The sequence below is a fragment of the Paraburkholderia sp. RAU6.4a genome, assembly GCF_050435625.1.
Taxonomy (GTDB): domain Bacteria; phylum Pseudomonadota; class Gammaproteobacteria; order Burkholderiales; family Burkholderiaceae; genus Paraburkholderia; species Paraburkholderia tuberum.
In genome coordinates this window covers 2,388,151-2,400,525 of record NZ_JBNDKQ010000003.1, presented here as the reverse complement: position 1 = coordinate 2,400,525, position 12,375 = coordinate 2,388,151, and the positions used below count along the sequence as shown (strand labels likewise).

Sequence of the window (12,375 nt, the reverse complement as noted above, 5' to 3'; positions counted from 1 at the left end):
GGCGACGTTTCGGCGTACGGCCTCCCGCCACCTCAAAACTTGACCCGGGCGAGATACGAAGGTAACCTTATCAGGAAACCTTCACATCATGTCATCGCACGAGTTCACCGCATGACCCAATCCCCTCCCGCAGTTACGCCGGAAGAACTTCATACGCTCGCCGAAGATCTGCGCGTGCTGGCGGGCAAGCTGCGCCGGCGTCTGCGCGAAGAGTCGCATGTCGGCGACTTCACGCCGTCGCAGGTGCAGGTGCTGAACTTGCTGGAACGCGAAGGCCCGGCCACCGTCACCTCGCTCGCGCGTGCGCACGGCATGCGGCCGCAGTCGATGGGAGAAACGCTCGCGGTACTGAAAGCCGCGGGGCTCGTCAGCGGCACGCCCGATCCTAACGATGGACGGCAGACGGTTCTGTCGCTGACACCCTCCTTTCGCAAGAAGGTCAAGGCAAGCCGCGCGGCACGCGAAGACTGGCTGTACCGCACGATTCAAACGCGTTTCACGGCAGCCGAACAGCAACAACTCGCGACGGGCGTCGATCTGCTGAAACGCCTCGTCGATTTGTAACTCGCGATTCGCGCACACGCGTCTCGCCACTCGCAGGAGCACTTCATGGCACTCACGACTCTCGACGCCAAAACCGCACTGGTCGTCGTCGACCTGCAGCGCGGCATCGTCGCGCTGCCCACCGCCCCCCGTCCGGCCAGCGAAATCGTCGAACGCTCGGTTACGCTGCTCGATGCGTTCCGCCGCCACGGCCTGCCCGTCGTGCTCGTGAACGTCACCGCCGGCGCACCGGGCCGCACCGACCAGGGTCGCCGCTCCGCCGACTTCCCGCCCGGCTTCGCCGACCTTCTGCCCGAACTGAAGCAGCAGCCGTCGGACCATCTGGTCACGAAGCGCACGTGGGGCGCCTTCACGAACACGGACCTGGCCGCGTATCTGCAACAGCAAGGCGTCACGCAAGTGGTGCTGGTCGGTGTCGCGACCAGCATCGGCGTCGAATCGACCGCGCGCTTCGCGAGCGAGGCGGGCCTGAACGTCACGCTCGTCGTCGACGCGATGACCGATCTGAACGCCGACGCGCACACCAACAGCATCACGCGCATCTTCCCGCGCCTCGGCGAAACCGGCACGACGCGGGAAGTGCTCGATCTGCTCGAACGTTCGCGCGCGGAAAGCCTGAATTGAAGCGGGCCGCTACCCGCATGCGACCCACACCGCGTTGAGGAAACCCCTGCCGTGAGCACCACGTTCCGTTCGCTGCGCATATTCAACTATCGTGTCTGGGCGAGCGGCGCGATCGTCTCGAACATCGGCACATGGATGCAGCGCACGGCGCAGGACTGGCTCGTGCTCACCGAGCTTACGCATCACAACGCGACGGCGGTGGGCATCGTGATGTCGCTGCAGTTCGGACCGCAGATGCTGTTGCTGCCGCTCACCGGCTACGCGGCCGATCACTTCGACCGCCGCAAGCTGCTGTTCGCGACCCAGGCGGCAATGGGTACGCTGGCGCTCGCGCTCGGTCTGCTCACGGTCACGGGGCTCGTGCAGCTATGGCAGGTCTACGTATTCGCGGGCCTGCTCGGCTGCGTGACCGCGTTCGATTCCCCCGCACGCCAAACCTTCGTATCCGACCTCGTCGGCGAACGCGATCTCGCGAATGCCGTCGCGCTGAACTCCACGTCGTTCAACGCCGCGCGCATGCTCGGGCCAGCGGTCGCGGGTCTGTTGATCGCGTCGGTGGGCAGTGGCTGGGTGTTTCTGATCAACGCGCTTTCGTTCGTCGCCGTGCTCGGTGCACTGCGCATGCTGCGGCTGGACCAGTTACATATCAAGCCGCGCAATGTGCGCTCGCGCGGCAGCTTCGTCGAAGGCTTCAAATATGTCTGGACACGCCCCGATCTGAAGGCGGCGCTCCTGATGCTGTTCCTGATCGGCACCTTCGGCCTGAACTTCCCGATCTTCATCTCGACGATGTCCGTCACCGCGTTCCGTGCGGGCGCGGGCGAGTACGGCGTGCTCAGCTCGACGATGGCGATTGGCTCGGTCACCGGCGCTCTGCTCGCCGCGCGCCGCGCGCGGCCCACCATGGGGCTGCTGCTCGGCGCCGGCGCGATGTTCGGCGTCGGCTGCACGGCGGCTGCGCTGATGCCGAACTACGTGCTGTTCGGCATCGTGCTGATCGCGATCGGCGTGTCGACGCAGACCTTCACCACCTCGACCAATAGCCTCGTGCAACTGACCACCGAACCGGCCATGCGCGGCCGCGTGATCGCGATCCTGCTCGCGATCGCGCTCGGCGGCACACCGCTCGGCGCGCCGGTGGTCGGCTGGGTCGCCGACCGTTTCGGGCCGCGCTGGGCGCTCGGCGTCGGCGCTGCATCGGGCTTCGGCGCCGCGCTCGTCGGACTTGTCTATCTGATGCGATACCGGCAACTGCGTTTCTATCGCGAAGGCTGGCGCCTGCGTTACAGCATCGAAGATCCGCGGCCCGTCACGGCCACCACGGTCGTTCCCGACTCCGTAACGACGGTTCAGCGTAGCGAGCTGGACGAGGCGGAAGAGGATACGGCTTCGAGCGTGTAAAAGCGCAAGCGTGTGAGCACCGGATCCTGGCAGGCGCAGCTCAGAGTCCGCCCACGCCGCGCGTCTCCCGTGCACACGGTCCGTGCGTCAGTTGCTCCCTGAGAAACTCGATGCACACCTGAATCCGCGCCGACGACGACAAGCGCTCGGCCGTCACCGCGCACACTCCCGTATCCCTCCTTCGCCCACTGCACGACGATGTCGCTCAGATTCGACGCGACCGTGCCCGTCACCTTCACGCTCCTTTCGCCATGCGGCCCGCTCAGGCGCCAGACCCCGAAGCGGTCGTCGCGGCCGCGAAACAGTGGGGCAAGGGGCAGTCGTTTGAAGCCGGTTTGAATGCAATGCCCGGCGCACTCAGGCCGTGGTTAACCCGGAGTGCGCCGCGGCAGCTCGTGACACACGTCGATCCATCCCGTTGTGCCGCACCGCGGCAACGAGACCAGGAAAATCCTGGCTTGCGCGGCGCCCGTTTAAAGGCGCCAATGATTCAGCCGTAGAAGCTGACAAAAACATTTCCCATTCAGGAGGCGTCATGCAAACGAACGCATCGGCAAGCAGCGGGCATAGCTCGCAGGCGCGCAAGGCTACCGCCAGCGGCTGGATCGGCTCGGCACTCGAGTACTACGATTTCTTCATCTATGCGCAGGCCGCCGCCCTGATCTTTCCTCAGCTGTTCTTCCCTTCCGGTAATCCCAAGATCGCGATCGTCGCATCGCTCGCAACCTACGGCGTCGGCTACGTCGCGCGGCCGATCGGCGCGGTCGTGCTCGGGCACTGGGGCGATACACACGGGCGCAAGAATGTACTGCTCGTCTGCATGTTCCTGATGGGTCTGTCGACGATGGCGGTCGGTCTGCTGCCGACCTATCAGCACGTCGGCTTTCTCGCGCCGGTGCTGCTCGTCGTGCTGCGACTGATCCAGGGTTTCGCGGTCGCTGGTGAAATCTCGGGCGCCAGTTCGATGATCCTCGAACACGCGCCATTCGGGCGACGCGGCTTTTACGCGAGCTTCACGCTGCAAGGCGTGCAGGCCGGCCAGATTCTGGCCGCCGCGATCTTCCTGCCGCTCGCCTATTTCATGAACGACGCCTCGTTCAATGCGTGGGGCTGGCGCATTCCGTTCCTGCTCAGCGCGGTCGTGCTGATCGCCGGGTACATCATCCGCCGCGAAGTCGAGGAAACGCCCGCGTTCGAGAAGGAGGACGCGAGCGGCGGCGTGCCGCGCTCGCCGATCGTCGAAGCGTTCAAGTACAACTGGGGCGACATGCTGCGCGTCGTGCTGTGCTCGCTGATGAACGTGATCCCGGTCGTCGCGACGATCTTCGGCGCGGCGTACGCGGTGCAGCCGTCGTACGGCATCGGCTTTTCGAAGAGCCTGTATCTGTGGATTCCGGTAATCGGCAACATCGTCGCGGTGCTGGTGATTCCGTACGTGGGCAATCTGTCCGACCGGATCGGGCGGCGTCTGCCGATCATCGTCGGCGCGCTCGGCGCAGGGCTGCTTTCTTTCGCGTATCTGTACGCGATCAGCATCCACAACGTGCCGCTTGCGATGGTGGTGTCGATCCTGATGTGGGGCGTCATCTATCAAGGCTACAACGCGATCTTCCCGAGCTTCTACCCGGAACTGTTCCCGACCCGTTCGCGCGTCTCCGCGATGGCGATCGGCCAGAACATCGGCACGACGATCACCGCGCTGCTGCCGGCGCTATTCGCCTACGTCGCGCCGCCGGGATCGCACAACGTGCCGCTGACGATCGGCGCGATCACGTTCGCCATCACGATCGTCTGCGCGATCGCCGCATGGAGCGCGCGTGAGAACTTCCGTGTGCGGCTTGGCGACCTCGGCGAAAAGAACGTCGTGCCGCTCGACAAGCTCAGCTACGACGCAATGCGCGCGCAGAGCATGGCCGACGCGAAAAAGGCCGCTGCTTGAGCCTGCTTGCCCTTTAACGCGTCTTGATCAGGACTTTCAGGGAACCCGCTCATGAACCGCACCGGGATCGCCGTCGCCGGCGCGGGGTACATCGGCCGCGCCCATCTGGCGGTCGCGCAGCAAAGCGACGCGTGCACGCTGTCGGCGATCGTCGACCCGTCGCCCGCGGCCGCCGCGCTCGCGGCCGAGGCGGGCGTGCCGCTCTGGTCAAAGGACAGATTTGCGGCTTCGGCGTGGACAGCTATCTGCTCGGGCTGCGCGCGGCGGTATCGGCGGCGGGCTAGCCACGGGAATGCGCCGCGCGGCGCTGGCCTCGCACGGCTAGCGCCATGTTTCGGTCAACTCGTTGGCCAGCACCATCTTCTGGCGCACCGCCTCGACGAAGGCCGCGTCGATGCCCGCCCGCGCCTTCAGGAATTTAAGCGCGGCGGAATGCACGGCGCGCAACGCGCCGCCGTCGATGCCCGTCATACGCGCCGCGCCGCGGCGCGTTTCCTCGACCAGATCGCGCGCGCTCGTGAAGTCGGGCGACAAGCCGCATTGCGCGTCGAACGCGGCGCGCAGACCGGCCGCGTAGTCGCGCGACTCGCCGAGCCGCTCCATATCGATCAGCAAATCGACGCCCTCGCCCATGCGCAGCGCGCAGAGGATCCACAACGCAATGAACGCGCGATACGCGTTGTCGCTGTCCACCGTGCGCGCGAATTGCTCGCAGGCGACGGCATATGCGTCATCGGGCATCGACGGTAGCGGCGGCAGGCGTACGCCGCACACGCCGATCGCTTCGCGCACCAGCGGGTCCATCTGATTCAGACCGAGCACGCGAAACGGCGCGGCGACAAAGAATGCATTGCTCCACTGCTGCCGCAGCATCCAACCCGATGCGAACTGCGATGCGGGATTGCGCAGCACGCCCACGTGCAGCGCCTCGGCAAACGCGCGCTTCAGCCACGGCAGACGACCCCCCGTGCGGCAAAACTTGAAGACGGGCACGCGGCCCTGCTCGATCGTGTGCTCGCTCAGCGCGCGCAGATAGGCCTGCAGTGAAGGGAATGTCGCATCGGGATCGCGCGTAAAGCGATCGATGCTGAAGCGCCGGTCGTAACCCGCCACGCCGCGCGCATCTTCGCGCAGAAACGGGCGGTATTCGTCGAAGTAGGGTGCGGCGAGCGGCGGGTGCCCCGAGGTCAAGGTCGGCCGCGAGGCGGGCACGTCGGCGGGTTTGAGATCGGCGAGCACATTGCTGAGCGGCTCGTAAAAACCGGCCGCGCGCTCGTGTTCGCGCAGCCGCGACCACACCCACGTGCCCGCGCTGCGCCAGCCCGTGTGCAGAAAAACCGCCTGTTTCAGCGGAGTATTGGGCGTGGCGTCGTACGCGGACGACTCATGAGGCAACGGCATGGGACTTCTCTTCCAATGATTGGATCAATAGACTGGAAGCGCCACTTTACCCTGTGATCGATCCGGACGCATTATGCTGCGAGATTCCCCGCTCCCGCCATTGCTCCCACCTCGCACCCATGAACGATTCGGCCGATATCCGCTTCCTGCTCACGCTGCGCGCGAGCGGCAGCCTGATCGCCGCCGCGCGCCGACTCGCGCTGTCGCCGTCGGCGGTCACGCAGCGCCTGCAGCAACTCGAAAAGAAGCTCGGCATGCAGCTCGTGAACCGCAGCGCGCGCCGCCTGCAATTCACCGACGAAGGCCTGCTGCTGTGCGAGCGCGGCGCCGAACTGATCGAGCAGTTCGACGCGTTGTTCGACGATCTGCAAACGCGCCGCGGCGGCCTCGTCGGCACGCTGAAGATCAATGCGCCGCTCGGTTTCGGACGACGCCATCTGGCGCCGCTGATCGGCGAGTTCCAGCAGCAGAACCCCGACATCGACGTCGCGCTGACGCTGTCCGACCGGCCCTTGACCGAAACGCTCGATCGCTTCGATATCGTCGTGCATATCGGCGAGCTGCCGCCGTCGAACCTGGTCGGCTATACGATCGCGCCGAACGCGCGCTTCGTCTGCGCAGCGCCCGCGCTCGTCAGGCGAATCGGCCAGCCCGAATCGCCGGATGCGTTGAACCGGCTGCCGTGCATCGTGCTGCGCGAAAACAATGAGGACGTGTCACTGTGGCAGTTCAGCAAGGGCCGCACGCGCCGCGGCGTGCGCGTGTCCGCGCATCTGAGTTGCAACGACGGTGACGTGATCCGCCAATGGGCCTGCGAGGGACGCGGCGTGATTCTGCGCTCCGAATGGGACGTCGCCGAGGATCTTGCGAAGGGCAAACTCGTGCGTCTGCTGCCGGGCTGGAAAGCGCCGGACGCGAACGTGATCGCGCTCACGCATCAGCGGGCGGGACTGCCCGCGCGCACGCGCCATTTCATGCAGTATCTGCAAGGCCGCTTCAGGCCGTTGCCACCGTGGCGGCGGTGATTCAGTCCATCTGAATCTAACAGTCAACCTATCTGAACGCTGAAGTACTATCGAAAACCTATAATTGACTCATCCTCAACAGCCGGCCCCATGCAATCATGACTGCCGCCGCCCATTCCACCGACACCCCCGCCTACCCCGACGCGGTCCTGTTCGACCTGCTAACCGCCCTGCTCGACTCGTGGACCTCATGGAACCGTGCGGCAGGCTCCGACGAAGCGGGCCGCGCATGGCGTGCCGCCTATCTGCGTCTGACATACGGCTGCGGCCGCTACGTTCCCTACGAACACCTGGTGCGCGAGGCCGCCACGCAAGTCGGTTTGTCCGAATCGGCCGCGAACGCGCTCGAGGCGAACTGGCTGAACCTGACGCCGTGGCCCGGCGCGCTCGGTGCGTTGCGCGCGCTCGCGCCGCACTGCAAGCTCGCGGTCGTCACCAATTGCTCGACGCGGCTCGGCTCGCAGGCGGCCGCGCTCTTGCCCGTGCGCTGGGACGCGATCGTGACCGCCGAGGAAGCCGGCGTCTACAAGCCGGACCCGCAACCGTACCGCCTCGCGCTCGACAAGCTCGGCGTCGAGCCGCGCCGCGCCGCGTTCGTCGCCGGCTCGAGCTACGACATGTTCGGCACCGCCGCCGTCGGCTTGCGGACCTACTGGCACAACCACGTCGGCCTGCCGCTCGTCACGGGAGCGCAGGCGCCCGAGGTCGAAGCGGCCTCGCTCGATGGGCTGGTGCCGTGGCTCGCAGGCTTTGGCCGCGATCGTCGTCACTGAATCTCCAACCTCACCTCGCTCCTCAGGTGCAAACATGAAACTCGAACAGATCGAAACCCCGGCCGCGCTGATCGACGTCGCGCGGATGCAGAAGAACATCGCGCGGATGCAGGGGCTGATGAATGCGCTCGGCGTCGCGTTCCGGCCGCACGTGAAGACCACCAAGTGCATCGACGTCGTGCGCGCGCAGATCGCCGCCGGCGCGCGCGGCATTACGGTGTCGACGCTGAAGGAAGCGGAAGCGTTCTTCGCGGCCGGCGTCGACGACATCCTGTACGCCGTCAGCATGGTTCCGTCGAAGCTGCCGCGCGCGCTCGCGCTGCGCCGCCAGGGCTGCGAACTGAAGCTCGTGGTCGACAATCCGACCGCCGCCACGGCGATCGCCGCGTTCGGCGACCAGCACGGCGAAACGTTCGAGGTCTGGATCGAGGTCGATACAGACGGACATCGCTCGGGCATCCAGCCCGAACAGCAGACGCTGCTCGACGTCGGGCGGATTCTGCACGAGAACGGCGTGAAGGTCGGCGGCGTGATGACCCATGCGGGTTCGAGCTACGAGTTGAATACGCCTGAGGCGCTCGCCGCGCTCGCGGAGCAGGAGCGCGCGGGCTGCGTGCGCGCCGCCGAACGTTTGCGCGAGGCGGGCATCGCGTGTCCGGCCATCAGCGTCGGTTCGACGCCGACCGCGCTCGCCGCGCGGCATCTCGAAGGCGTCACCGAGGTGCGGGCCGGCGTCTACGTGCTGTTCGATCTGGTCATGCACAACGTGGGCGTTTGCACGCTCGACGACATCGCGCTTAGCGTACTCACGAGCGTGATCGGTCATCAGGAAGACAAAGGCTGGGCGATTCTCGACGCGGGCTGGATGGCGTTAAGCCGTGATCGCGGTACGTCGCGGCAGTCGCACGATTTCGGCTATGGGCAGCCGTGTTTGCTCAATGGCACGTTGCTGCCGGACTATGTCGTGAGCGGCGCCAATCAGGAGCATGGGATTCTTGCGGCGGTTCCGGCCGATGCGCGAGCCGATGCACGGACCGACGACATCGCGCAGCGCTTTCCGATCGGTATGAAACTGCGCATCCTGCCGAACCACGCTTGTGCGACCGGCGCGCAGTTCCCCGAGTATCACGCGGTTGCGCCGGACGGCAGCAGCGTCGAATGGCAGCGATTTTACGGCTGGTAGGTCGGCGGCTTCAAAACATGCCCGGCGCACTCGGCACACTCAAGGAGAACCAACGCCTTCTGCCAGAATCATCCATCGCCCATAGACGGACGTGAATCCCCGCCGTTAGCGTGGAATCTCCACAGGAATACAGAGGATTCTTGCATGTCCGAGTTGAATGAACCAGACGGCGTTCGCGTCGTGCTGAGCGCCCCGCAACTGGCGGCGGTGCTGACCCGCCAGTCGATCAGTCAGACCGAAATGCTTTCTAACCGGCTATGGGGCGGGTTGCAACTCGTCGGCGGTTTGCTGGAAATGGTCGGTGCTGGGGCATTGTGTGTCATGCCAGAACCGACCATGGCGAGCAAGGCCGGGTGTATTGTGTTCGGCGCACATGGGTCTGATACGGCGTCGGCGGGTTTGCGTCAAATCTGGACGGCCCGGGATACGGCCACGCTGACACAGCTGGGCACGACGAAGCTGGCCGAGACAATGAGGGCGGGTCCTGACGCGGCGAACAACATCGGCCTCTTTCTTGATCTAGCAGTCTCGGTGGGCGTGGCGGGATCGATCAAGGCAGTACGGGCGTCCGAGATCACGATGGGCCGGTTCAGGCTGATGCAGCATGAAGCAAAGCCTGGCAGCCGCTTTGGCGGGCATACATTCGAAAAGCATGTGGCGCGGACTGAAGCACAGTTGCGTGAGCGACTGGCGCGCGAACCAAAGCGCCGGGTTGTTTCATCGTTCACTGATCTACAAACGGCAGAGTGGGCGATTTCCAAGGTCATACAGGACAACGCGGCCCGGATAACGACGTGGGCGCAATCTCATACCGGTTCCATACGACTGGAACTGACGGGCGATGCAGGTAGGCAGGTAGGGTACGGGGTCATTCGCAAGACGGGGGAGATGGTGAATCTGAGCAAGGTTCACATGTTCTTGATCCGGAAGGAATATAACGGCATGCCATACTACGTCCTGACCGCCTACCTGATGCCATGAGCTTACTGTGAAAGACGAATCACCTTACCCGAATCTGGATTTTCTGATTCATGGCTATTTCAATGAAGATTTCGATTTATGGGGCAACGACGTACAGGAAATTGTCACGTGCTTCAAAAAAGAGAGCGACAAGACCCTTCATAAGTTAGTCGTGGATGAAATCGATCGTTTTGAAAGCGACCATTCCGCCAACCTGGACGGATATTTTGAGGAAATCTATGGCCTCTACGTTGATCCCGAGCCGTGGGGTCACACGACCGCCTCATTTCTCGATGAAGTGAAGCGTCTCCTGAAAGAGTAGATAGCCCCAAACCTGCCGCGAAACGTCGGTCACTCATCCTCTTCCGACAACCCCGCCAACAGATCGTCGACCGCGCGATACACGCGCTCGACGATCTCCGGTCCCACCTTGCGCTCGAGCTCGCGATAGTGCGCCTCGAGATCCTTCGAAATCACGCGCACCAGTTCGACGCTCGTATCGGTCAGCGACACGAGCACGCGCCGCTGATCCTCCGCGAAACGTTCTTTCGTCACGAGTTCCATGCTCTCCATGCGCGCAAGCACGCCGGCCATGCTCGGGCTCGAAATCGTGCAGATGTCGGAGATGTGGCGCGGCTCCATCGGGCCGTGCTCGTTGAGCGCGCGAATCACTCGCCATTGCTGCTCGGTGAGTCCATGCGCGGTGATCAACGGACGAAAACGCTCCATCATTTTTTCGCGGGCGCGTAACAACAGCATCGGCAAATTGCGGTGCAAAACTCGGGTGGACGCAGCGGACATGGTGGCAAGGAATCAGAAAAAAACAGCTGTCGAAGCTTACGGGAAAACCCGCGATCAACCGGCAGCCTATTGACCATCAATGATATCAAGCGGGATACTACTAACATCTTAGTGTTTTCGCAAAACTTTCGCCACGAGGCTGCGCATTTATGTTTGCCCTTGCCGATCATCTGCTGCATCCCGAAGGCGACGCGCTGCCTCGCGACGTGGACGCGCACACCGCGGCCGCGTTGCTGGCACGCGGCGTTGCGTGTCGCGCGCCGGTCAGCGGCGTCGTGTACGGCGCCCTGCTGAACGATCGCGCCGCCTTGAACGCGCTGGGCGACGCAGTGCATGCGGCACCGTACAAGGCACCCCCGAAAGCGCCGATTCTGTATCTGAAGCCGCGCAACACGCTGGCCGGGCATCGGGCGCGCGTGGTCGTGCCGGATAACACGCTCGGCGTCGAGGTCGGCGCGTCACTCGGCATCGTGATCGGCCGTACCGCGACGCGCGTCGGCGTCCAGCGCGCGGCGGACTACATCGCCGGCTATACGCTGGTCGGCGATCTGAGCGTGCCGCATACCAACGTGTATCGCCCGAACGTGCGACTGCGCGCATGCGACGGCTTCTGCGTGATCGGACCGGCGCTCGTCGCCGCGCGCCACGTCGCCGCGCCGGATCGGCTCGACATCGCCGTCTCGCTGAACCGCGCCGAACCGTTCACGGCAAGCACCGCAACCTCGGTGCGCAACGTCGCGCAATTGCTCGCCGACGTCACCGATTTCATGACGCTGAACGCGGGCGACGTGCTCACGCTCGGCGTCCGGCACGGCTCGCCGGTCGCACATGTCGGCGATACGGCCACGCTGTCGATCGGCACGCTGCCGCCCTTGACCATATCGTTCATCGGCATGGATCAACACAACGGAGAACCGTCATGATGCGCGGCCGCGTCGCCTATGCGGGAGCGATTCACGAAGCGTATCCGCACGAGCAGGGTGTCCGCCTCGCCGACGGCCGCGTGCGTCGCGAGGACGAAGTGGTCTGGCTTGCGCCGATCGAAGTCGGCACGATCTTCGCGCTCGGCCTGAACTACGCCGAGCACGCGAAGGAATTGCAGTTCAGCAAACAGGAAGAACCGCTGGTGTTTCTGAAGGGGCCCGGCACGGTGCTCGGCCATCGCGGCGTCACGCGTCGCCCCGCCGATGTCACGTTCATGCACTACGAGTGCGAGCTCGCGGTCGTGATCGGGCGAACCGCGCAAAACGTCGCGCGTGAAGACGCCATGCAGCACGTGGCGGGCTACATGATCGCGAACGACTACGCGATTCGCGACTACCTCGAAAACTACTATCGCCCGAATCTGCGCGTGAAGAATCGCGACGGCGGCACGGTGCTCGGCCCCTGGTTCGTCGACGCCACCGACATCGCCGACGTCACGCAGCTCGAGCTGCGCACGTTCGTCAACGGCACGCGTCAGCAATGCGGCAATACGCGCGATCTCGTCACGGGCATCCGCGCACTGATCGAATACCTGAGCGGCTTCATGACGCTCGCGCCCGGCGACGTGATCCTGACCGGCACGCCCGAAGGCATCGTCAACGTCAACACGGGCGACGAAGTCGTCTGCGAAATCGACGGCCTCGGCCGTCTCGTCAACACGATCGCCTCGGACGCGGACTTCGGCCGCACCTGATCGACAGCAAAAACCCACCGAACAGC

The 12,375-nt window shown here is 64.6% G+C and carries 13 protein-coding genes and 3 pseudogenes; 13 read left to right on the top strand and 3 right to left on the bottom strand.

All coding sequences use genetic code 11. From position 1 onward, the window contains the following. Nucleotides 1-111 precede the first annotated feature (111 nt). From OKW40_RS35665 to OKW40_RS35655, 3 genes are read left to right on the top strand one after another with little or no spacing between them, the layout of a single operon-like run. Nucleotides 112-564 (top strand): MarR family winged helix-turn-helix transcriptional regulator, encoded by a 453-nt coding sequence (locus tag OKW40_RS35665; protein ID WP_184065162.1) that lies wholly within the window; start codon nt 112-114, stop codon nt 562-564. A gap of 45 nt (nt 565-609) precedes the next feature. After that, the gene (locus tag OKW40_RS35660; RefSeq protein ID WP_429493705.1) at nt 610-1,188 is read left to right on the top strand and encodes an isochorismatase family protein; all 579 of its coding nucleotides are present in this window, start codon (nt 610-612) and stop codon (nt 1,186-1,188) included. 51 nt (nt 1,189-1,239) lie between these two features. Continuing rightward, the gene (locus OKW40_RS35655; protein ID WP_429493704.1) at nt 1,240-2,589 is read left to right on the top strand and encodes an MFS transporter; all 1,350 of its coding nucleotides are present in this window, start codon (nt 1,240-1,242) and stop codon (nt 2,587-2,589) included. 40 nt (nt 2,590-2,629) lie between these two features. On the opposite strand, the pseudogene OKW40_RS35650 reads toward OKW40_RS35655, so the two are convergent. Beyond that, nucleotides 2,630-2,894, bottom strand: a pseudogene (locus OKW40_RS35650) (LysR family transcriptional regulator); the annotation flags it as partial. A gap of 230 nt (nt 2,895-3,124) precedes the next feature. Between OKW40_RS35650 and OKW40_RS35645 the strand changes: the two are divergent. The 3 genes and pseudogenes from OKW40_RS35645 to OKW40_RS35635 form a co-directional block, all read left to right on the top strand. Further along, entirely contained in the window at nt 3,125-4,528 is a 1,404-nt protein-coding gene (locus OKW40_RS35645; RefSeq protein WP_090806323.1) for an MFS transporter, read from the top strand. A 51-nt stretch (nt 4,529-4,579) separates the two neighbouring features. Beyond that, a pseudogene (locus OKW40_RS35640) lies at nt 4,580-4,735 on the top strand (Gfo/Idh/MocA family oxidoreductase); the annotation flags it as partial. Next, a pseudogene (locus OKW40_RS35635) lies at nt 4,726-4,812 on the top strand (type II 3-dehydroquinate dehydratase); the annotation flags it as partial. The pseudogenes OKW40_RS35640 and OKW40_RS35635, both read left to right, overlap by 10 nt. Before the next feature lie 37 nt (nt 4,813-4,849). Here OKW40_RS35635 and OKW40_RS35630 read toward each other — a convergent pair. Then, entirely contained in the window at nt 4,850-5,929 is a 1,080-nt protein-coding gene (locus OKW40_RS35630) for a hypothetical protein (RefSeq protein WP_429493703.1), read from the bottom strand. A gap of 119 nt (nt 5,930-6,048) precedes the next feature. Here OKW40_RS35630 and OKW40_RS35625 point away from each other — a divergent pair, with 119 nt between their 5' ends. The 5 genes from OKW40_RS35625 to OKW40_RS35605 all read left to right on the top strand — a co-directional run bounded on the left by OKW40_RS35625 (nt 6,049) and on the right by OKW40_RS35605 (nt 10,192). Then, nucleotides 6,049-6,954, top strand: a complete 906-nt coding sequence (locus OKW40_RS35625) for a LysR substrate-binding domain-containing protein (protein ID WP_429493702.1) — start codon at nt 6,049-6,051, stop codon at nt 6,952-6,954. Nucleotides 6,955-7,052: 98 nt separating this feature from the next. Then, the gene (locus tag OKW40_RS35620; protein WP_429493701.1) at nt 7,053-7,727 is read left to right on the top strand and encodes an HAD-IA family hydrolase; all 675 of its coding nucleotides are present in this window, start codon (nt 7,053-7,055) and stop codon (nt 7,725-7,727) included. Nucleotides 7,728-7,761: 34 nt separating this feature from the next. Continuing rightward, entirely contained in the window at nt 7,762-8,910 is a 1,149-nt protein-coding gene (locus OKW40_RS35615) for a DSD1 family PLP-dependent enzyme (RefSeq protein WP_429354045.1), read from the top strand. Between the two features lie 144 nt (nt 8,911-9,054). After that, a complete protein-coding gene (locus OKW40_RS35610) occupies nt 9,055-9,891 on the top strand; it encodes an RNase A-like domain-containing protein (RefSeq protein WP_429354046.1) in 837 nt (278 codons plus the stop codon). 7 nt (nt 9,892-9,898) lie between these two features. Then, entirely contained in the window at nt 9,899-10,192 is a 294-nt protein-coding gene (locus OKW40_RS35605; RefSeq protein ID WP_429493700.1) for a contact-dependent growth inhibition system immunity protein, read from the top strand. Between the two features lie 29 nt (nt 10,193-10,221). On the opposite strand, the gene hpaR is transcribed toward OKW40_RS35605, so the two are convergent. After that, on the bottom strand, nt 10,222-10,629 hold the full coding sequence (hpaR, locus tag OKW40_RS35600) for a homoprotocatechuate degradation operon regulator HpaR (protein WP_018424961.1): 408 nt from the start codon (nt 10,627-10,629) through the stop codon (nt 10,222-10,224). Between the two features lie 191 nt (nt 10,630-10,820). On the opposite strand from hpaR, the gene OKW40_RS35595 reads away from it, so the two are divergent. Together OKW40_RS35595 and OKW40_RS35590 are read left to right on the top strand one after the other, a co-directional pair. Then, entirely contained in the window at nt 10,821-11,594 is a 774-nt protein-coding gene (locus OKW40_RS35595) for a fumarylacetoacetate hydrolase family protein (protein ID WP_429354048.1), read from the top strand. Beyond that, nucleotides 11,591-12,349 (top strand): fumarylacetoacetate hydrolase family protein, encoded by a 759-nt coding sequence (locus tag OKW40_RS35590; protein ID WP_429493699.1) that lies wholly within the window; start codon nt 11,591-11,593, stop codon nt 12,347-12,349. The genes OKW40_RS35595 and OKW40_RS35590 overlap by 4 nt, the downstream gene beginning before the upstream one ends. Nucleotides 12,350-12,375 lie beyond the last annotated feature (26 nt).

Excerpts from the sequence above, each read along its gene's own strand:
- OKW40_RS35645 (WP_090806323.1), top strand. The coding sequence starts at position 3,125 with ATGCAAACGAACGCATCGGCAAGCAGCGGGCATAGCTCGCAGGCGCGC.
- OKW40_RS35630 (WP_429493703.1), bottom strand. The coding sequence starts at position 5,929 with ATGCCGTTGCCTCATGAGTCGTCCGCGTACGACGCCACGCCCAATACT.
- OKW40_RS35615 (WP_429354045.1), top strand. The coding sequence starts at position 7,762 with ATGAAACTCGAACAGATCGAAACCCCGGCCGCGCTGATCGACGTCGCG.
- OKW40_RS35625 (WP_429493702.1), top strand. The coding sequence starts at position 6,049 with ATGAACGATTCGGCCGATATCCGCTTCCTGCTCACGCTGCGCGCGAGC.
- OKW40_RS35660 (WP_429493705.1), top strand. The coding sequence starts at position 610 with ATGGCACTCACGACTCTCGACGCCAAAACCGCACTGGTCGTCGTCGAC.
- OKW40_RS35595 (WP_429354048.1), top strand. The coding sequence starts at position 10,821 with ATGTTTGCCCTTGCCGATCATCTGCTGCATCCCGAAGGCGACGCGCTG.
- OKW40_RS35590 (WP_429493699.1), top strand. The coding sequence starts at position 11,591 with ATGATGCGCGGCCGCGTCGCCTATGCGGGAGCGATTCACGAAGCGTAT.
- OKW40_RS35620 (WP_429493701.1), top strand. The coding sequence starts at position 7,053 with ATGACTGCCGCCGCCCATTCCACCGACACCCCCGCCTACCCCGACGCG.
- hpaR (WP_018424961.1), bottom strand. The coding sequence starts at position 10,629 with ATGCTGTTGTTACGCGCCCGCGAAAAAATGATGGAGCGTTTTCGTCCG.
- OKW40_RS35610 (WP_429354046.1), top strand. The coding sequence starts at position 9,055 with ATGTCCGAGTTGAATGAACCAGACGGCGTTCGCGTCGTGCTGAGCGCC.
- OKW40_RS35665 (WP_184065162.1), top strand. The coding sequence starts at position 112 with ATGACCCAATCCCCTCCCGCAGTTACGCCGGAAGAACTTCATACGCTC.